17 protein-coding genes are annotated in these 17,229 nt (G+C 72.2%); 12 read left to right on the top strand and 5 right to left on the bottom strand.

The window, feature by feature from the left end; translation table 11 throughout:
- Positions 1-50: 50 nt before the first annotated feature.
- The 9 genes from J7I97_RS10190 to J7I97_RS10150 all read left to right on the top strand — a co-directional run bounded on the left by J7I97_RS10190 (position 51) and on the right by J7I97_RS10150 (position 9,765).
- Positions 51-1,058 carry a hypothetical protein gene (locus tag J7I97_RS10190; RefSeq protein ID WP_214933010.1) on the top strand — a complete coding sequence of 336 codons (1,008 nt, stop codon included), beginning with the start codon at positions 51-53 and terminating at the stop codon, positions 1,056-1,058.
- A gap of 565 nt (positions 1,059-1,623) precedes the next feature.
- Entirely contained in the window at positions 1,624-2,634 is a 1,011-nt protein-coding gene (locus tag J7I97_RS39870; protein WP_214933008.1) for a TOMM precursor leader peptide-binding protein, read from the top strand.
- A 24-nt stretch (positions 2,635-2,658) separates the two neighbouring features.
- On the top strand, positions 2,659-3,501 hold the full coding sequence (locus J7I97_RS10180; RefSeq protein WP_214933006.1) for a hypothetical protein: 843 nt from the start codon (positions 2,659-2,661) through the stop codon (positions 3,499-3,501).
- Positions 3,498-4,418, top strand: coding sequence for a SagB/ThcOx family dehydrogenase (locus J7I97_RS10175; RefSeq protein WP_214933004.1), 921 nt, complete (start codon positions 3,498-3,500; stop codon positions 4,416-4,418). The genes J7I97_RS10180 and J7I97_RS10175 overlap by 4 nt, the downstream gene beginning before the upstream one ends.
- Before the next feature lie 4 nt (positions 4,419-4,422).
- Positions 4,423-5,271, top strand: coding sequence for a CPBP family intramembrane glutamic endopeptidase (locus J7I97_RS10170; RefSeq protein ID WP_214933002.1), 849 nt, complete (start codon positions 4,423-4,425; stop codon positions 5,269-5,271).
- Entirely contained in the window at positions 5,219-6,532 is a 1,314-nt protein-coding gene (locus J7I97_RS10165) for a hypothetical protein (RefSeq protein WP_214933000.1), read from the top strand. Before J7I97_RS10170 ends, J7I97_RS10165 begins: the two co-directional genes overlap by 53 nt.
- A complete protein-coding gene (locus tag J7I97_RS10160) occupies positions 6,529-7,500 on the top strand; it encodes an ABC transporter ATP-binding protein (protein ID WP_214932998.1) in 972 nt (323 codons plus the stop codon). Before J7I97_RS10165 ends, J7I97_RS10160 begins: the two co-directional genes overlap by 4 nt.
- Positions 7,487-8,278, top strand: coding sequence for an ABC transporter permease (locus tag J7I97_RS10155; RefSeq protein WP_214932996.1), 792 nt, complete (start codon positions 7,487-7,489; stop codon positions 8,276-8,278). The genes J7I97_RS10160 and J7I97_RS10155 overlap by 14 nt, the downstream gene beginning before the upstream one ends.
- Positions 8,275-9,765, top strand: coding sequence for a YcaO-like family protein (locus tag J7I97_RS10150; protein WP_214932994.1), 1,491 nt, complete (start codon positions 8,275-8,277; stop codon positions 9,763-9,765). Before J7I97_RS10155 ends, J7I97_RS10150 begins: the two co-directional genes overlap by 4 nt.
- On the opposite strand, the gene J7I97_RS10145 is transcribed toward J7I97_RS10150, so the two are convergent.
- The gene (locus J7I97_RS10145; RefSeq protein ID WP_214932992.1) at positions 9,756-10,682 is read right to left on the bottom strand and encodes a LuxR C-terminal-related transcriptional regulator; all 927 of its coding nucleotides are present in this window, start codon (positions 10,680-10,682) and stop codon (positions 9,756-9,758) included. The two genes, J7I97_RS10150 and J7I97_RS10145, sit on opposite strands and share 10 nt — an antisense overlap.
- Before the next feature lie 220 nt (positions 10,683-10,902).
- Between J7I97_RS10145 and J7I97_RS10140 the strand changes: the two genes are divergently transcribed.
- On the top strand, positions 10,903-13,695 hold the full coding sequence (locus J7I97_RS10140) for a BTAD domain-containing putative transcriptional regulator (RefSeq protein ID WP_214932990.1): 2,793 nt from the start codon (positions 10,903-10,905) through the stop codon (positions 13,693-13,695).
- Between the two features lie 142 nt (positions 13,696-13,837).
- On the opposite strand, the gene J7I97_RS39515 is transcribed toward J7I97_RS10140, so the two are convergent.
- The 3 genes from J7I97_RS39515 to J7I97_RS10125 form a co-directional block, all read right to left on the bottom strand.
- Positions 13,838-13,972: a hypothetical protein gene (locus J7I97_RS39515; RefSeq protein WP_285441191.1), complete on the bottom strand. Its 135-nt coding sequence runs from the start codon at positions 13,970-13,972 to the stop codon at positions 13,838-13,840.
- A 115-nt stretch (positions 13,973-14,087) separates the two neighbouring features.
- Positions 14,088-14,582: a DUF3237 domain-containing protein gene (locus J7I97_RS10130; protein ID WP_214932988.1), complete on the bottom strand. Its 495-nt coding sequence runs from the start codon at positions 14,580-14,582 to the stop codon at positions 14,088-14,090.
- Complete coding sequence (locus J7I97_RS10125; RefSeq protein ID WP_214932986.1) at positions 14,561-15,091, bottom strand: nuclear transport factor 2 family protein; 531 nt, start codon at positions 15,089-15,091, stop codon at positions 14,561-14,563. The genes J7I97_RS10130 and J7I97_RS10125 overlap by 22 nt, the downstream gene beginning before the upstream one ends.
- A 108-nt stretch (positions 15,092-15,199) precedes the next feature.
- On the opposite strand from J7I97_RS10125, the gene J7I97_RS10120 reads away from it, so the two are divergent.
- Entirely contained in the window at positions 15,200-15,865 is a 666-nt protein-coding gene (locus J7I97_RS10120) for a TetR/AcrR family transcriptional regulator (protein ID WP_251058669.1), read from the top strand.
- Positions 15,866-16,006: 141 nt separating this feature from the next.
- Positions 16,007-16,447 (top strand): helix-turn-helix domain-containing protein, encoded by a 441-nt coding sequence (locus J7I97_RS10115; protein WP_214932985.1) that lies wholly within the window; start codon positions 16,007-16,009, stop codon positions 16,445-16,447.
- Here the strand turns inward: J7I97_RS10115 and J7I97_RS10110 are convergent, their stop codons facing one another.
- Complete coding sequence (locus tag J7I97_RS10110; protein ID WP_214932977.1) at positions 16,448-17,191, bottom strand: hypothetical protein; 744 nt, start codon at positions 17,189-17,191, stop codon at positions 16,448-16,450.
- Positions 17,192-17,229: the final 38 nt, after the last annotated feature.

Raw genomic sequence — 17,229 nt, 5'->3', positions numbered from 1 at the left:
GCCTCCGCGCTCGACGCCACTTGCTCCCTGAACGGCGGCCCGCACACGTCGTGCCCGTTCGACACCGGCCACGACGAGTACACCGAAGGCATCATCTACCTCAGCCTGCCCACGGCCACCGCCACCGCGGCGGCCACGGGCACGACACTCACCTGGGAACTCCTGGTCAGCACCAAGGCCGTGCTGCCCGACGGCCTCGGGGGCACCATCAACCTGACGGACGCCGCCGGGACCGCCCTGGCTCGGCACCCGCACAGATCGACTTCGTCGAGGGGCGCGCGACCTCCCGCCCGACCATCTACGCCCGCGACGCCGCCGGCACTCTGTGGCAGTACGAGTCCGACGGCAAGTACGGCACCACCGCCTACAGCGGGCGCACCAAGGTCGGCGGCGGCTGGCAGATCTACAACACGATCACCCGCCTCGGCAGCACCGCCGTGGGCAGCGCTTCCACCGGAGTGGGCCACGACCTGGTCGCCCGTGACAACGCCGGACAGCTCTGGTTCTACCAGGGCACCGGCCAGCCCGGGACCCCCTTCAAGCCCCGCACGCTCGTTGGCGGCGGCTGGGGCCAGTACACCGCCATCGTCGGCATGGGCGACTCCCGTACCGACCGCGTCAACGACCTGCTGGCCCGGGACCGCGACGGCGTCTTGTGGTTCTACCGCGGCACCGGCGACCCGGCCAGGCCCTTCAAGACCCGCGTGAGGGTCGGGGGCGGCTGGAACAAGTTCACCAGCCTGACCTCCTTCCCCAACGGCATCGTGGCGAAGGACGCGGCCGGTGTGCTGTGGCTCTACGCGGCGAACCCGGCCGGCGAGGTCGCCGCCCCGCTCAAGGCCCCGCAGAAGTTCGGCGTCGGTTTCGGCACCTACGGTGCCCTCGCCTTCGGCGACGACTTGGGCTGGAGCCCCGAGGGCAGGGAGCTGGTGGCCCGGGACGCCAGCGGCAACCTCTGGGCGTACGAAGGTTCGTACACCTACAGCGGCAAGCGCGGCCTCACCGGCAACCGCACCCAGATCGGCACCGGCTGGAACATCTACAACACGCTGATCTGACCCGGCCGCCCGCCGCGCCGCGCCGGCCTTCCGGCGCCGCGCGGCGGGTGCCGGACAGGGGCAGGTCCTACGGGGCGCTGACCCAGTACACCGCCCGGGAGGGCGCGGGTAAGCCCGTGCCACCCCGGGCGCACTCATGTCGTGCGACCCCGCCGCCTGTCCGTGCGCCCAGGCCCTCGTAGCCGCTTGCGTACTGCCCCGGCACCTCCCGCCCGGCCCCCTCCGCGGCCCACGTCCGCCAGAGGTCATAGCCGGTTCAGGACCCCCCGGAATCGTTGTCCGGCGCCCTCACCGCTCCTTAGGTTCGAGGTGCCCAGCGGCGCAGGGAGACCACCGACGGTCCGCGTTACTCCTGCGCCGCCACACCCGGAGGGGAGGTGTCCCATGTTCCGAATCATCGACAAGGTCGAGGAGAAGTACTTCTCGGCGGACGCGACGGTCGCGCCCGGCGGCTGGTGCTGCCACTGCCACTGCACGCTCGCCGTGTCCTGACGGCCGGCTGCCGGGGCCGGCGCGCGCCGGCCCCGGCAGCTGTCCCATCCGCGCAGTCCACTGAGGAGAACCCGTGACAGAAACACTCGACGGCGGCGTACCGGCCGCCTCCACCTCGCCGGCGCAGGGCGCGCCGCAGCAGGCACAGGGCCGGCTCGTGAGGAACCCGTACCTGACCATGGTCCAGTGCACCGACGACGAGGTCCTGCTGCGGCACGGCGCACGGTCGCGCTACTCGCGCGTGCTCCGCGACGACGGCAGGCACCGGGTCCTGGGGCCGCTGCTCCAGCGGTTCGCGGTCCCCCAGCGGCCCGAGGAGGTCCTCGACACCTTCACCGACCGCGCGGACCAGGACGAACTCGGCGCGCTGATCGACCAGTTGAAGGACGACGGGGTACTGGTGCCGGAGGACTCCAGCACCTTCGCCGTGTATCGCAGCATCATCGGCGGACGGCCGGTGCGGCCCCTGGCCGAGACGTCCGTGGCGGTGATGGGCCTGGGCACGATCGGCACCCAGCTGACCTCCCAGCTGACGGAACTCGGCGTAGGTGAGATCCCCGCACTGCCTGCCGGGGACGTGGACGACGAGCGGCTGGCGGACCTGCTGGACGGCTCCGACCTCCTGGTCCTCGCCCTCGACGGCTTCCGCCCCTCCCTGCTCCACCGGGTCAACAGGGCCGCGGTGGCCGAAGGCCGCCCCTGGCTGCCCGTGTACGCGGACGGCAGCGAGCTGATCATCGGTCCGCTGGTCGTGCCCGGCGAATCCCCCTGCTACAACGAGCACGAGATCCAGCACGAGTCCTCCCGCGCGCTGCGCAGCGAATACCAGCTGTACAGCGAGGAGTTGGCGAAGCACACGGCCGACGACATCCCGCCGTTGCTGGCACCGTACGCGGCCCTGGGAGCGTCCTGGGCGGCCATCGGCATCACCCCGTTCCTCGTCGACGGCGCCAGCTTCCTGGTGGGGCGCGCGATCAGGGTCGACTTCGAGCGGCTGGAGATCACCCAGGAGCACGTGCTGCGCCTGCCGCGCTGTCCGGTCTGTACCGAGCAGCGCCCCTCCTTCCGTCACCCCTTCCTGTAGGCCCGCGAGGAGGCGGCACCACCCATGTCATCCGTCGACAAGACCACGGCGTACGCGCCGGGACTCGACCACCTGCTGCGGCGCACGCTGGAGCAGACCCTCATCCCCTCCCCCAACGTCGTCGAACTGGCTCCCGGCAAGGCGGCGGGTTTCATCAATCGCATCGCTCCTGAGCAGGACGACGTCGCGGAGCTCTTCCACCTCAACAGCAGGCTGTCCCGGCATCGTCCCGACCACCGGCTGACCGACTCCGAGCAGGAGGCCGTGCGCCGCTGGTACTTCACCAGTTGCGGACAGCACCGCCCGGAGGACTTCACCGGCCCGTCCAACACGGTTCGCCGGCCCCACAGTGAACTGCCCACCCGGCTGGCGGCGTTGTGCTCCCAGTTCGGCTCGGGCGGCCGGATGGCGACCCTGCTCTACAGCTGTGACCTGATGGTCGTCGGCGCGGACGCGCTGTGCCGACAGCAGCCGGGCGAGGACGCCGTGTGGGTGGAGCGCCTGCTGGACGGTCCGGCGGCGCTCGCCCCGGCCATGGCCGACCGCCCCGCGGCCGACGCCCTGCTGGCCGGCGAGGCCGCGCTCGTCATCACGGGTGTGCCCTGGCGCAGCATGCTCGGCGGTGGTCCGCGCGGTTACCGCCGCATGCTCATGGACGCGGGCGTCCTGCTGGACGTGCTGTGCGGACTCGCCACACAGGCGGGCTACGACTCGCTGCCCGTCCAGGACTTCTACGACGACGAACTCGACACCCTGCTGCACTGCGACGGGCTGGAGCGCTCGGCCCTGGCGGTGGTGGTCCTGCGCCCGCCCGGCCCCGAGGAGCGGAGCGCGGCGGCACACACCGACACCGGAGGTCCCGCATGACGACGGCTCCCCAGACCCGGCAGGCTCCACCGGCCCCCGCCCCTGCCCTGACGCAGGACGGGACGTCCGACGAGGAGCTGGCGGCCGCACTGGGCACCCGGCCCTGCGACCTGCCCGCCGTCCGCAGCCTGCTCACCGGCGCGGCCGCGGACCCCGAGGACCCGCCGCTGCGGGTGCGCGACCTGCTGCACCGCAGGCTGCGGTCGGGCGTGTGCGACGACATGATCGACCCGCGGGCGCTCCAGTCGGCGCGGCCCCGGCCGGCGGAACCGCCGTCGGCCGGGCTGTCCGCGGTGCCGCTGCCCGAGCCGCGTCCGCTGCCGGACATCACGCTCGCAGCCGCGATCGAACAGCGCCATTCGAGCACGACGTTCGCCGCCCGGCCGATGGAGTTCGCCGTCCTGGCGGCCCTCTTGGAGCAGGCCGCGGGCATCCACGGGCACCGGTCCGGCTACAACGTGCGCGACTTCCCGGTGCGCCGCGCTCCGTCGGCGGGCGGGCTGGCACCGATCGACCTGTACGTCGTGGCGAACGCGGTCGACGGGCTGGAGCAGGGTCTGTACCGCTACCGCCCGTCGGCACCGGATCTCGTGCGCGTCGACTCGGGCAACATGCGCGGCAAGGTCACCGAGGCGGGGATCGCGGCGGACTGGATGTTCCACGCACCGGCCGTGTTGTTCCTCGCGGTCGACATGCCCCGAGTGGAGTGGAAGTACGGCGTCCGCTCCTACCGCTACGTTCATGTGGACCTGGGCGTCATGACCCAGAACCTCTACCTGGTGGCCACCGCGCTCGGGCTGAACACCTGCGCGGTGGCGGCCTTCGACGACGACGCGGCCAACGATCTGCTGCGGCTGGACGGCAGGGACTCGTTCGTCTCGCTGATGTTCGCCTGCGGCCTGCCCGGCGGGCGGTGACCGGATGGGGCGGCTACTGCTGGTCGTCGCCGTCCTGCCGGTGTTCGCGCTGCTGCTCGCGGCGGTGGTCGCGGTGCGCATGCGCTACGGACCTGCCGCGCCCGGCGGCTCCGGCCCGCGTCGGGCGGTCGAGCGGACGGCGCCCGTACTGTATGCGGGCACCGTCGCCGCGGTGGCACTGCTGGCCGCGGCGCTGACCGGGCTCGATCCGCACGAACTCGGCCTGTGGCCCGAGCAGCCGATCGCTGCGGACGTGGCCTGGACCCTCGGTGCGACGGTGCTCGGCGCGGTCGTGGCGGGAACCGCCGGCTACGTCGGTGAACTGGCGCTCTCCCAGCGCGCGGTGAACCGCGCCACCCTCCCGGCGGCGGCCGCGGTGCCCGGCGAGGTGCCCGGCGAGGTGCCCGGCGAGGTGCCCGGCGAGGTGCCCGGCGAGGCCGTGGGCATGCGCGCCGCCGGGGCGTGGGCGCGCAGCCCGCGGGCACTCCTCGCCCTCGGGCTGGTCACCGCGGCCGCGGAAGAGGTGCTGTTCCGCGGCTACCTCCTCGAAGGGCTGCGGGACGCCGTCCCGCTGTGGGCGGCGCTCGTGCTCCAGGCGGTGCTGTTCGGCGTGCACCACGCCTCGTTCGGGCTTCGGGCCGTACCGGCGAAGACGGTGCACGGCCTGGTGTGGGGCGGTTTGGCGGTGGCCGCGGGATCCCTGCTGCCGGCCCTGACCGCCCATCTGGTGTTCCAGTTATTGGCCTGCCGGCGCATGGCGCGTCACGGCGGCCCCGACACCTCGGAAGGAGGGAGCGGTGATGACGGTGCACACGGCCCCGCTGCTGTGCGACGGCCGCCGGTGGCTGGCTGACGGCTGGATCCTCGTGGCCGACGGGCAGGTGACCGACTGGGGCACGGGCGCCGCGCCGCCGGGTCACCCGGTGGAGCGGCACGGCACTCTGCTGCCGGGACTCGTGGACTCCTGCGCCCGCGTCACCGGCTACTTCAACCGCGTGATCACAGGCGACGCCCTCGCACCCCACCGGGCCTGCCTGGAGCTGGCCGCGGAGGCGGGCGTCGGCATGGTCCTCGACGTGGGCGGCCACACCGAGCCCTGCGCCGCTCTGGCCGAACTCGGCGCGGGGGACGGTCCGTCGCTGCTGTGGACCGGGCCCGTTCTCGACGGTCCGCCCGTCGCGACGACGGCGACCCGGCTGGTGCTCGGGGCGGACGCAGCCCGGCGCGCCGTGGCCGGACTCGCCGCGGACGGGGCGTGCGGGGTGAGCACCGGCCCCTCGCTCGACGCCCGTCTCCTCGGCAAGGTGGTCGTCGCGGCACGGGAGCACGGAATGCCGGTGACGCACCGGCCGGGGCGTACGGACGCCGTCGAGGCGGCGAAGGCGGGCGTACGCATCCTGCGTGACCTGCCGCGCTGTCTGCTCGGGGCGCCCGCCGCCGGGCCGGGTGGGAGCGGCGGCGGTCCCTCACCGGCCGCGCTGGTACGGGCCTTCGCCGATCCGGCGGTGCGGCGCGCGGCGTGCGAACGGCTGCGGGTCCTGGCCGGCCACGGCGTGGCCCTCGTCCCGCTGCTGCACGCCCGGCGCAGGTCGGCGCTGCTCGACGAGGCGGTGGCCGAGCCGCGGCTGGACCGGCTGGTGCCGCTGGCGCCTTTCCACCAGTACCTGCTGGACATGCGCGGGCCGGGCCTGGTCTTCGGACGCAAGTACGCCCGCGAGCACTTCGGCTTCGAAACCCTGAAGGGCCCGGCCCGCAAGGAGTTCGACGACGGCTGGTCGTTCCTGCTGGAGGCGCTGGCGACCGCGCACGCGAGCGGCATGACGCTGCTCCCGGGCAGTGACGCGCTCGGCCTGAGCCTGGTGCCCGGCTACGGGCTGTACGACGAACTGTCCTGGTGGGAAAGGGCGGGGATACCCCGCCGGGCGGTCCTGACGGCGGCGACGGGCGGCGCCGTCGACACGCTCGCCGGACGGGCGCGGGCCGCATCCCCGTGGGCCACCGGAGTCCTGGCGCTGTCCGGCGCCCTGGACACGCTGCCGGCCCTCGCCGCACTGCCCGCGGCGGCTCGGACGCTCGCCCGCCCACGGCTCGATCCACAGGAGACACGTCCATGACGACGAAGGAAACGGCCGTACTGCTGGACGCGGCCGGGCTGTACAAGAGCTACGGCGACAAGCCCGTGCTCCAGGGGGTGTCCGTACGGGTCCACCGGGGCGAGATCGTGGGCCTCGTGGGGCCCAACGGCGCGGGCAAGACCACGTTCCTGGAGTGCGTGGAGGGGATCCGCCGGCCGGACCGCGGCACGGTCACCATCGCCGGGCTGACCCGCGCGGCCGGGCCCGGCGCCTACCACCTCGCCTTCGGAGCGCAGCTCCAGGAGTCCAGCATCGCCGAGCGCCTGCGCGTCGGTGAGGTACTGGAGCTGTTCGCGGGCTTCTACGACGACCCGTGGGAGACCGCGGACCTGCTGAAGCGGATCGGTCTGACCGCGCAGCGCAGGGTGTTCTACCGGAAGCTCTCCGGCGGGCAGAAGCGCCGCCTCACCCTCGCCCTGGCGCTGGTGGGCCGCCCACCCGTACTGCTGCTGGACGAGCCGACGAGCGGCCTTGACCCGCATGCCCGCCTGGAGATGTGGGGAATGCTGGAGCAGCTCACCGGCCCCGGCACGGCCGTCCTGCTGGCCACACACGATCTGCACGAGGCGGAAAGCCGCTGCCACCGGGTGTACGTCCTCGACGGGGGCCGGATCGCGGCGGAGGGCCCCGTCGGCGAGCTGCTCGGCGCCGCCGGACTCACCACGCGCATCCGGCTGCCCGACCGGCCCTGGACGGACGGTGTGCTGCGCCGGGTACCGGGCTGGGCGGCCTCGCGGGTGGTGGCGGGCATCCACTACGCGTACGGCGGGGAGGGTTTCGCCGAGCGGGCGCTCGCCGTGCTGCGCACCTGCCTGGACGCGCCGCCGGGGCCCGAGGGGCCCGGCCCGGACGAGGTGCGCCCCGTCCTGGCCGCGGTCTCCACCGGCCCCACCGACCTGGAGGACCTCTATCTGACCCGGACGGGGACGACGTATGAGCACCACTGACATCCCGGCGCCGGTCGTCCCCCCGGCCCGCCGTGCGCCGCGCGGGCTGGGACGGCTGTGCCGCGTCGAGATCCTGCTGTTCCTGCGGGAACCGGCCGCCATCTTCTTCACCATGGTCTTCCCCATGGCGATGCTGCTGTTCCTGGGCGTCGTGTACGGCACGGAAACCACCGACGGGGTGCGCTACATCGACGAGTACGTGGCGCACATCGTCGTCACCATCGCGGTGAACCTCGGGGTGCTCGGCGTCGCGATCAACATCGCCGAGTGCCGGGCGAGCGGGGTACTGCGCCGCTACCGGCTGGCGCCGGCGCCGATGTGGTGGTTCTGGCTCTCGCAGGTGGTGGTGGGGCTGTTGATGTTCGCCGTGGCCACCGGGACGTTGCTCGCCGTGGTGGCCGTCTCCTACGGGGTCCTGCTGGCCTCGCCCGTGCAGTTCGCGCTCGCCGTCCTGGTCGGTCTCGCCTTCACCTTCGCCACCGGGGTGCTGCTCGGAAGCCTCGATCTGCCCGCGCGGAGCGTGCAGATCACCGGGACCGGGCTGTTCTTCATCATGTTCATGGGGTCGGGCGCGGCCATCCCCCGCGACTCGTTCCCCGGCTGGCTCCGCGCCATCACCGCCGTCAACCCCATGTCGCCCGTCATCGACGCCTCCGTCGATGCCTATCTGGGCCGGTCCATGGTCTCCGAACTGCCGAAGCTCGCCCTGGTGCTGGCCGCGGCAGGAGTCATCGTCTGGATCGCCCGTCGCAAATCCACCTGGGAAGGAACCCGATGAGCACACCGACCCGTGCCGGAGCGACCGCGAGGCCGCCGCTCAGCAGCCAATGGCTCAACCACCGGGACCGGCTGCTCAAACCGGCTCTGAACGACGTCGAGTTCGGCGCGATCAACGAAGTCCTCGACTACTACCACCCGCACGGACCGCTGCGCACCTTCACCACGTACTTCCGTTCGGGCCTCGGCAAACCGATGTACGTCGCGCACGGCCAGTACTTCGACCTGGACCACGTGATGAGCCGGCTGCTGGGCCTGCCCGGGTTCAGCACCGGTTTCGGCAGCCAGGTCTACGGCGGCGGCAAGGGCCATGATCTGTTCGGCACCACGGCATCGTCGGTGGGCGAGGCCGTGGAGCGCGTCCTGGGCTCCCTCGCCTACCTGACCCACATGGACCAAATCCTGACGGGCTCGTACCGCACCCTGACCGGCAAGGGCGTACCGTGCCTGCACCCGGAGCAGTTCCCCGTCTTCGCACCCGAACAGCTGGCCACCGACCCGTTGTACGAGGCGTGGACCGAGGACACCGAGCTGGGCTGGATCCCCGGGCGGCGGCTGCGTTCGGGCGAGGAGGTCTACGTACCGGCGCAGCTGGTGATGCTCTTCTACCTGCGCGGCGCCGACGAACCGATGATCGGGCTCGCTCCGAGCGGCGGGCTGGCCAGCCACATCAGCAGGCGCGACGCCCTGATGCACGGCGTGCTGGAGCTGTTCGAGCGCGACGCGGTCAACCTGCGGTGGTACGGAGGCGTCCCGCTCGACCGGGTGGTCATCGACCGGCCGCTGAAGAACCGGCCGCTGCGGCGACTGCTGGAGACGGCCGGTGAGCAGCCCGGAGACATCAACTTCTACCTGCACAACCTGGACCTGCACGAGTATCCGGTGGTCACGGCGATCGAGCGGGCCGGCTGGCTGCGCCGCTACAGCTACTTCGCGGGCGGCGGTGTGAGCGACGACACCGAGGAGGCGATGCTGTCCGCCCTGACCGAGTACGCCCAGGCCGAACGGAGTCTGCGCATAGCGCTGGCCACTCCGGACTGGGAGTTCACGGAGGCGTTCGGGCGCCAGTTCGCCATCGGCAAGGACGCGCAGCCGGCCGACTTCAGCAACTACATCCAGGTCATCCCCTTCTACGGCTTCGAGGAGAACCGGGACCGGGTCTCCTGGTTCTACGACGGCGGCAAGGAGATACCGCTGTCCGAGCTGCCCCGGCGCCAGGGCGGACAGACGCCGGAGCAGCGCTGGGACGCGCTGATGGCGATGCTCGGGGAGCGCGGCTGGGATCCGATCGCGTTCGACTTCTCCCTGCCGCAGTTCCGGCACACCAGCCTGATGAAGGTGGTCATGCCGGAACTGAGCCCGCCGTATCCGCCGCAGGCGCCGGGCCTAGGCAACCCGCGCTACGGCCGGATCCCCTTCGAGTCGGGCCGGCGGGAGCGGCCCCTGGCGTTCGGGGATCTGAACGTGAACCCGCTGCCCTACCCCTGAACCGCCGGTGCGGAGCCGGGTGACGGCTGCCCGGCGGCCCCGTCGGGGCGGGAGACCCCCGCTCCCGCCCCGACGGCCCGGCCGAGAAGCAGCCCGAGCTGCAGTCGTGAGGTGGCGCCGTAGCGTTCGGAGACCGCGGCGACGTGCCGTCGTACCGTGCGCGGGGTGACGCCGACCCGGCGGGCCACGCTCTCGTCGGTGAGGCCCTGCGCGAGCCCGTCGATGACGGCCGCCTCGGTCCCGTTGAGCGTGCCGGGCGGGACGCGGAGCCCCGCCCCGCAGGGCCGCGCCCTGGGCCACCAGTCCTGCAGGAAACGGCGGGCCACTTCGCGGGCGGTCGCCGGCGTCCGGATGGTGTGCGGCACGGTGGGGCCGTCGCCCAGGTCCAGTGCCACCACCAGGTTCTCCCGGTCGGCGACCGCGAGGTGAAGGGGCAGCAGCCCGACGGTGCGCACGAGGGCCCCCCGGCCCGTCACGGCGCTGATCCGCGCGGCGGCCCCCGGGCTCTCCGCCGCCGAGGCACCTACGATCAGCCGGTGATGGGCGGGTGCACCGGAGGTGCGCCCCGCCGGGAGGGCGGGGCGCACCTCCAGAAGTTCGAACCGCGCGCTGTCGCGCAGCTCGGCGAATACGTCTTCGCCGCCGTCTCCGTCTCCGTCGCCGTTACCGCCGTTGTCGCCGTTGCCGCCGTTGTCGCCGTCGCCGCCGTTGCCGCCGTCGCTGGATTCCGGCGCCAGGCCGTACCCGGCCGCGAGCCCCTCGCAACAGCTCACCGCCATCGCGGGCAGGACGTCGGTGAGCGCGTCGAGGCTGTCCAGCGCCGCGCGCAGTCGGCCCATCAGTTCGTGCTGGTCACGGTGCCGGGCGTCGTCGAGTCCCGGACGGTGGACATGCGCTCCACTGCTCATGCTGGCCATGAGTTCCCCCTCGTGTGGTCATTCCGACGAAGGGACGGCAAACCTCGGTCAAAGGCCACCGGTTCATCCCGATCGCCGGATATCGGTCTTTCTGCCCACACCCTTCCACTGTCCGCAAACGATTCCCTTACACCGGGCTAACAGCGCGCTGCTGATCCTTGAGTGGCCCGGCATGTGCTGGGGCCCGGTGCCGGGAACGATGGGACAGAGGTAAGGCCGCATGCAGTTCCGCGTGTTGGGGGCAGTCTCCATGGCGACGGAGGACGGGGAACCGCTCCCGCTGGGACCCACCAAGTGCCGCAGCGTGCTCGCCGCGCTGCTGCTGCATCCCAACGCGGCCGTAGCCGTCGACCGGCTGTCCGAAGCCCTGTGGGACCAGGACCCGCCCCGGCACTCACGGACGGTGCTACAGGGGCACGTCTCCCGGCTGCGCGCCCTGTTCGCCGCGCACGGGGCGACGGCACACGGCGTCGAACTCGTCACGCAGGGGCGCTCGTACGCCCTGCGGCTGCCCGATCACCTGGTGGACGCCCGCCGCTTCGAGGAGCTGCTCAGGCTCGCCCGGGCGCGGTGCGAACCGGCCTTGGCCGTGCCGCTGCTCCGCGAGGCGCTCGCGCTGTGGCACGGTCCCGCGCTCGCGGGGACGGTGCGCAGTCCGCTGCTGGAGACGGCCGCGCACGCGCTGGAGGACCTGCGGCTGGCGGCCGTGGAGGAGCTGGCGGATGCCCACGGGCGGCTGGGTGAACACGGTACGGCCGCGGCCGTCCTGTGCGCCGAGGCCGCCGCGAATCCGCTGCGGGAACCGCTGATCGCGGCATTGATGCTGGCCCTCGGCAGGGCCGGGCGGCAATCGGACGCCCTGGACTGGTATCACCGCACCCGGCGACAGCTCGCCGATCAGCTCGGCATCGACCCCGGAGCAGTGCTCACCGACGCGTACACCGCTCTCCTGAGGTCCGGCACGCACAGGGCTCCGGGGGGTGCTGGGGGTGCTGGGGGTGCCGGGGGTGCGGGGAGTCCAGCGGCTCCCGGAGCGCCGCGGCCGGATGAAACAGCGGCCCCGGTCGCCCCGGCCATCCCGCACGCCACCGCCATAGCCACCACCACCGCCGCCGTTCCGGAACTCCTGCCGCGCCATCCCCGGGGCTTCACCGGGCGCGAGGACGAACAGGCCGCGCTCGACCGGGCCGTCGCGGCCGCCCCCGGCCCCATCGCGCTGCTAACTGGCAGCGCCGGCGTGGGGAAGACCGCGTTCGCCGTGCAATGGGCGCACCGGCACCGCGCGGACTACCCCGACGGCAGGCTCTTCGTCGACCTGTGCGGCTACAGCCCGGTCCCCGCCCGCGACACCACGGCCGTGCTCCGCGAGTTCCTGCTCGCGCTGGGCGTGGCTGCGGAGCGGATGCCCGATGCCCCGGATGCCATGGGCTCGCTGTACCGCGCGCTGACCGCGGAGCGGCGGATGCTGATCGTCCTGGACAACGCCCGCGACTCCGAGCACGTCCGCCCGCTGCTGCCCGGCGGCGACGGCTGCACCACCCTCGTCACCAGCCGCGACCGGCTGAGCGGGCTCGTCGCCTCGGACGCCGCCCGTCCCGTCCCGCTCGCCGAGCTCCCGGCCGCCCAGTCCGCCGCTCTGCTCGCCGCCGTCCTGGGCGAGGACCTGATCGCGGCCGAACCCGAGGCGACGGCACGGCTCACCGCTCTGTGCGGGGGGCTGCCGCTCGCGCTGCGTGTCGCCGCCGCGCGCCTGGCAACCCGGCCGCACGGCAGCCTGGCCGGGCTCGTCGGTGAACTCACCGACGAACACGCCCGGCTGGGCCTGCTGAACGTCGAGGACACCGGCGTCGCCGCCGCCCTCGGTCTCACGCTCCAGCACCTGCCGGAACCGGCGAGCCGGATGTTCCACGGGCTGGGCCTGCACACCGGTTCCGCACTCGACACCTGGACGGCCGCCGCGCTCGCCGGCTGTCCGCCCGGCCAGGCGGCCGCCGCGCTGGACCGGCTGGCCGCCGCCCACCTGGTCGTGGAGACGGGTCCGCATGCGTACACCCTCCACGACCTCGTACGCCTTTACGCCCGCACGCTCGCCTGCGACGACGCTCCCGACACCCAGCTGAGGCTGCTCGACCACTGGCTGCGCACGCTGCTCGCGGCGAGCGCGGCCGCCGAGCCCGGCAGCGAGCCGTGCTGCACGCTGCCCCCCGTGGTCCGTCCCTCCGCCGGAATCCGGGCGTTCCCGGACCGTACGAGCGCCCTGGCCTGGTACTCCGAGGAGCGGGACGCGCTGCGCGGCGCGGTCGACGCCGCCGCCACTGCGGGGTTGCACGACCGCGCCTGGCGGCTGGTCCTCCTCCAGTGGCCGCTGATCGTGTGGCAGGTCCGCGGCGGCTGGGTGCCGCTCCTCGATCTGGGGCTGGCCTCGGCCGAAGCCGACGACGCCCCCGCCGCCCAGTCCCGGGTACGAGCCCTGCTGGGGTGGGTGCTCGCCGAGGAGGCCAGGCCCGAGGAGGCCCTCGTACACCTGGAGCGCGCCCCGGCACTCGCCGCGCAGGCGGGGGACACGGCCGGGGAAGCCGTCGCCCGGATGAACCTGGCGGTCGCACTCGCGCGGCGCGGCGAACGGGAACGGGCCCACGACCTGCTGCTCCGAGCCCTCGCCCTCGCCGAGCGAGCCGGTGCCACCGAGACCGTCACCCTCGCCCACCAGCACCTCGCGCAGCACCTCCTGGCGCTGGGCGCCCCCAGTGAGGCCGCCTCCCACGCCGCACGCGGCCTGGCCCTCGCCACTCCCCTGCTCGCGGCCCCGCGCCGCGTGGTGCTGCGCACCCTCTACGGCGAGGCCCTCGCCGCGACCGGCCGCAGGGGCGAGGCCGAACTCCAGCTCTCCGAGGCGCTGCGGGACGCGCAAGCGAACGGCTACGACGAGGGCGAAGCCGCGGCCCGCGTCGCCCTGGCGGCACCGCGCGCACGCCGTGGCCTATGCGCTCCGCGAGGGCTACATCTGAGCTGAGCTGACCGGCACCGCGCGCACCGGCACCTCGCGCGGGGCCGTTACATGGCAACTCCGGCCGCCGGGAGGTCCGGCGGCCGGAGAAGTGTCGGGCGCGGTCAGTGAGGCGTCGAGCACGCGGTCGGCGCCCGGGCGTGACGCCTTACGGTGCGCTGACCTCGCGCGTCAGCTTCGAGTGCCAGGGGCACCATGTGGACCTGGGCAGGAGCGCGCTGCCCACTTCGTCCAGGTGCTCGTTGGCGTAGGAGATGCTCGCGTCGCACACCTCCATGGCCATGCCGAAGAACTTCACCGAGTCCGGCGCGAGCTGGTATTTCCACCCCGCGGGTCACGTGCATGGACGCGCGGCGATCCTGGCTTCAGTCTTCGGGGACGGCCTGCCATCCGTCCCGTCACAGGACGTGTGAGACCTTGTAGGCGATTCCGCCTTGGATCAGGTATCCCACCCCCACACAGACGATGTCGTTGAGCCAGGCGTACTGCTTCGCCCCTGTTTCGAAGAGCGGATTGGTCCGGAAGTAGTAGCGGGAAGGGTCGACCTGATGCCTCTGGACGGGGTCGGCCATGTCGGCCCGGAGTTCGGGCGGGGTGACCCAGCGCCCTCCATAGGTCATGTGCACGAGGTGATCGTCGTGCGTGCGCAGCGTCAGCCGGACGTCGAGCGTCATCACGCCGTCGGGACGGAACAACGCCCAGTCGCCGCCGCCCGCCACCACCTCGCCCCTTAACCTCGGGCCTTCGAACGACCCTCCGGCGGCGCCGAAGAGCACCCGTCGGCCGGTCGGCCCGTCGCCGATGTTCAGCCGCGGGTTCAAGTCGACGGCGATGTCGAAGAGGTGCGTCGTTTTGATCTCACCGACGGCCTTCACTCGTGGGTCTGGTGCCATGTCTTATCTCCTTGAGTACTCGGGGACGGCTTCGGTCGCGGTTCGACGTCCGCGATGTCTCCGAACACCTTTCGCCGCACCGCGTCCGTCGAGACGCCCGACTGGGCGCAGAGCGCCGACAGGTCGAAGAAGAAGAAGCGCTCGCCGGCTATCAGGCCGTCCTTGAAGGTGAACTGGATGAACACCGGCAGCTCGGCGCGATTGCCGTTGGGGACCACGGCGAACCGGTCGCCCGTCAGGGTCATCCGCGCCGCCCCCCAGCAGATCAGGGTGTCGCCGTCGTCGGCGTGCCCCTGGAGTTCGACGTCGTAGTCCGGAAAGGAGGCGAAGAACCTGATCAGCGCCTTCTCGTTCGCAGCCCGGCCTTGAGCCGTCGTCCCGAAAGCAGGGACCTCAAGGACCACGTCCTGATGGAAGAGCTCCATGGCCGCGGGCACGTCCTGTCGGCTCTTGGCAATGGCCAGCGCTTGCGCCAGCTCGAACATCCGGTCGCCGTTCAATGTGCGCACACCTCCAGTTGGCGTCCAGGCCGTGATGAGCCACGGCTGGGCGACTGCCAATTCAACGTACGACCGGTCGTACGTTTTTTCAAGGGGGGTATGGCAGGATCGAGGGCGATGAACAGACATGAGCAACGGCCCAGCGGGGATACGGTCATCCCCCCAGGCGACGATGCCGGTGCGGCGACATCGGACCAGCGCCGGCTGCGTGGCGCGCGCTCCAGGCGGACGATCGTCAGACATGCCGTCGATGTGGCGTCGCTGGAAGGTCTGGGCGGACTCAGCCTCGGCCGGCTGGCCACCGACCTCGGACTCAGCAAGAGCGGCGTCCAGACCCTCTTCGGAACGAAGGAGAACCTGCAGGCCGCCGCAGTCGAGTTCGCACGCGAGGCGTTCAACGACGCCGTGGTCAGCCCCGCACGGCCCGCGCCTCGCGGCACAGCGCGCCTGCGCGCCCTCATCGAACGGTGGATCGAGTACGCACAGGCACCGCTGTTCCCGGGAGGCTGCTTCTGGGCGGCGAATCTGGCCGACTTCGACAGCCGCCCCGGGCGAGTCCGTGACGCGCTGTTCCGCTGCCAGCGGGACTGGCGCGGCCTCATCGCCGCCGAACTGAGACACGCCGCCGATGCCGGGGAGATCGCCGACCTCGATGCCGACCTCGCGGCTTTCCAGATCGACGCGGTACTCATCGCCGCGAACATCGAGTTGCGCTTCGGCGATGAAGAAGCCGTGAACAAGGTCCGCCGCGTGACCGAAGGATTCCTCACGCCTCCCCGTTGACGCGGGATCCGGTGATGGACCGTAGTGGGCAAGCAGGATGGGGAGTTGGGCGGTTCCCCGCCCATGGCAGCACCCTGGGAAGAGTTACTCTCTCTCGGAAAGTCCGCACTTGAGAGTGCGCACGGCACCCGGAGGTGAGCCATGGCGACCATGACCGCGGCGCAGCAGCGCGCCGAGGCGCGTACCGCGTACGACGCCTACGTGAAGGACTGCCCGACCAGTCAACTCCTCGCGCGGATCAGTGACAAGTGGGTCAGTCTGATCGTGAGCGCGCTGGGCGAGGAGGGTGAGATGCGGTACAGCGATCTGGGCCGCAAAATCCCGGGCGTGAGCCAGAAGATGCTCACCCAGACCCTGCGTTCCCTCGAACGGGACGGCATCGTGACGCGCACGGTGACGCCGTCGGTGCCGGTCCGGGTGGACTACGGACTCACCCATCTGGGGCGGAACTTGGCGTGCCTGCTGTCCCAGGTGAAGACCTGGGCGGAGCGGCACATCGACGAGGTCAATGAGGCACGGGACCGGTACGACGAGGGAACCGCTGCCGCCTCCACCGGCGACCTGGGCAGGACGCGGCCGTGATTACTGCCAGCGGTACGGGGTGACGCTGGGGTCGTACGAGCAGGTGACCATGGTGCCATTGGTGGCCTTGAGAGTGCGCCCTCGATCAGCCTTGGGGCAGAACTGGCCGTCGACGACGGGGTGCCCGTTGGACGTGCAGGCGTATCCGGCCTTGCCGTCGGAACAGGTGATCATGGCGCTGCCGGCGGGCTTGGTCGCGGTCTTGGTGGGGGCCGGGGCGGGGACGTAGGTCGGCTTCGGCTGCGGCGTGTAGGCGGGCTTCGGCTGGGGGGCGGTGGTCTGGGGCGGGGTGTAAGCGGGGTCGTTCTTCTGGTGGAGATAGCCGTGGAAGCTGGTCTCGCAGTCCGCGGTCCGCTCGGCGAGGTCGAGGACGACGCCCGTGGTCGCGGTGACAGCCGTGCCGGGCTGCGGGCTGGCGCCGCAGATGTACCAACCGTCGTGGTCCTGGGGAAGCGTGACGTCCTTGTGCAGGGCAGTGGCCGTGACGAGTGTGGCCGGTATGTCCAGGCGTTTGAATTCATCCTGCGCCTGCCGGTACGTCTGACCGTGCAGGACGGGCATGACCGGATCCGGCGTGGAGGTGGGGGTAGGCGTGGCAGTCGGTGTTGAGGTGGCGGTCGTCGCGGAGGTTGCGACGGACGGGGTGGCCACGGCCTTCCCGTCGGACTGTGCGCCGCCTTCGCATCCAGCAAGGGCGAGGACACCGAGGACGGCAACGGGGGCGAGGTAGCGGGATATCCGCACGGTATGGGTCTCCGTTTCTCAAGCGGTCCTACGTTGTT

Origin of the sequence: Streptomyces sp. ISL-87, from assembly GCF_018614095.1 — a bacterium.
Classification (GTDB): Bacteria; Actinomycetota; Actinomycetes; order Streptomycetales; family Streptomycetaceae; genus Streptomyces.
Note: the sequence above shows the minus strand (reverse complement) of the source record. Positions and strands in the feature narration are given on the sequence as shown.

Coding starts and splice junctions, on each gene's coding strand:
- J7I97_RS10120 (WP_251058669.1), top strand. CDS start 15,200: ATGAACAGACATGAGCAACGGCCCAGCGGGGATACGGTCATCCCCCCA.
- J7I97_RS10170 (WP_214933002.1), top strand. CDS start 4,423: ATGGGGCGGCTACTGCTGGTCGTCGCCGTCCTGCCGGTGTTCGCGCTG.
- J7I97_RS10115 (WP_214932985.1), top strand. CDS start 16,007: ATGGCGACCATGACCGCGGCGCAGCAGCGCGCCGAGGCGCGTACCGCG.
- J7I97_RS10160 (WP_214932998.1), top strand. CDS start 6,529: ATGACGACGAAGGAAACGGCCGTACTGCTGGACGCGGCCGGGCTGTAC.
- J7I97_RS10140 (WP_214932990.1), top strand. CDS start 10,903: ATGCAGTTCCGCGTGTTGGGGGCAGTCTCCATGGCGACGGAGGACGGG.
- J7I97_RS39515 (WP_285441191.1), bottom strand. CDS start 13,972: ATGGCCATGGAGGTGTGCGACGCGAGCATCTCCTACGCCAACGAGCAC.
- J7I97_RS10155 (WP_214932996.1), top strand. CDS start 7,487: ATGAGCACCACTGACATCCCGGCGCCGGTCGTCCCCCCGGCCCGCCGT.
- J7I97_RS10130 (WP_214932988.1), bottom strand. CDS start 14,582: ATGGCACCAGACCCACGAGTGAAGGCCGTCGGTGAGATCAAAACGACG.
- J7I97_RS10165 (WP_214933000.1), top strand. CDS start 5,219: ATGACGGTGCACACGGCCCCGCTGCTGTGCGACGGCCGCCGGTGGCTG.
- J7I97_RS10145 (WP_214932992.1), bottom strand. CDS start 10,682: ATGGCCAGCATGAGCAGTGGAGCGCATGTCCACCGTCCGGGACTCGAC.
- J7I97_RS10150 (WP_214932994.1), top strand. CDS start 8,275: ATGAGCACACCGACCCGTGCCGGAGCGACCGCGAGGCCGCCGCTCAGC.
- J7I97_RS10180 (WP_214933006.1), top strand. CDS start 2,659: ATGTCATCCGTCGACAAGACCACGGCGTACGCGCCGGGACTCGACCAC.
- J7I97_RS10175 (WP_214933004.1), top strand. CDS start 3,498: ATGACGACGGCTCCCCAGACCCGGCAGGCTCCACCGGCCCCCGCCCCT.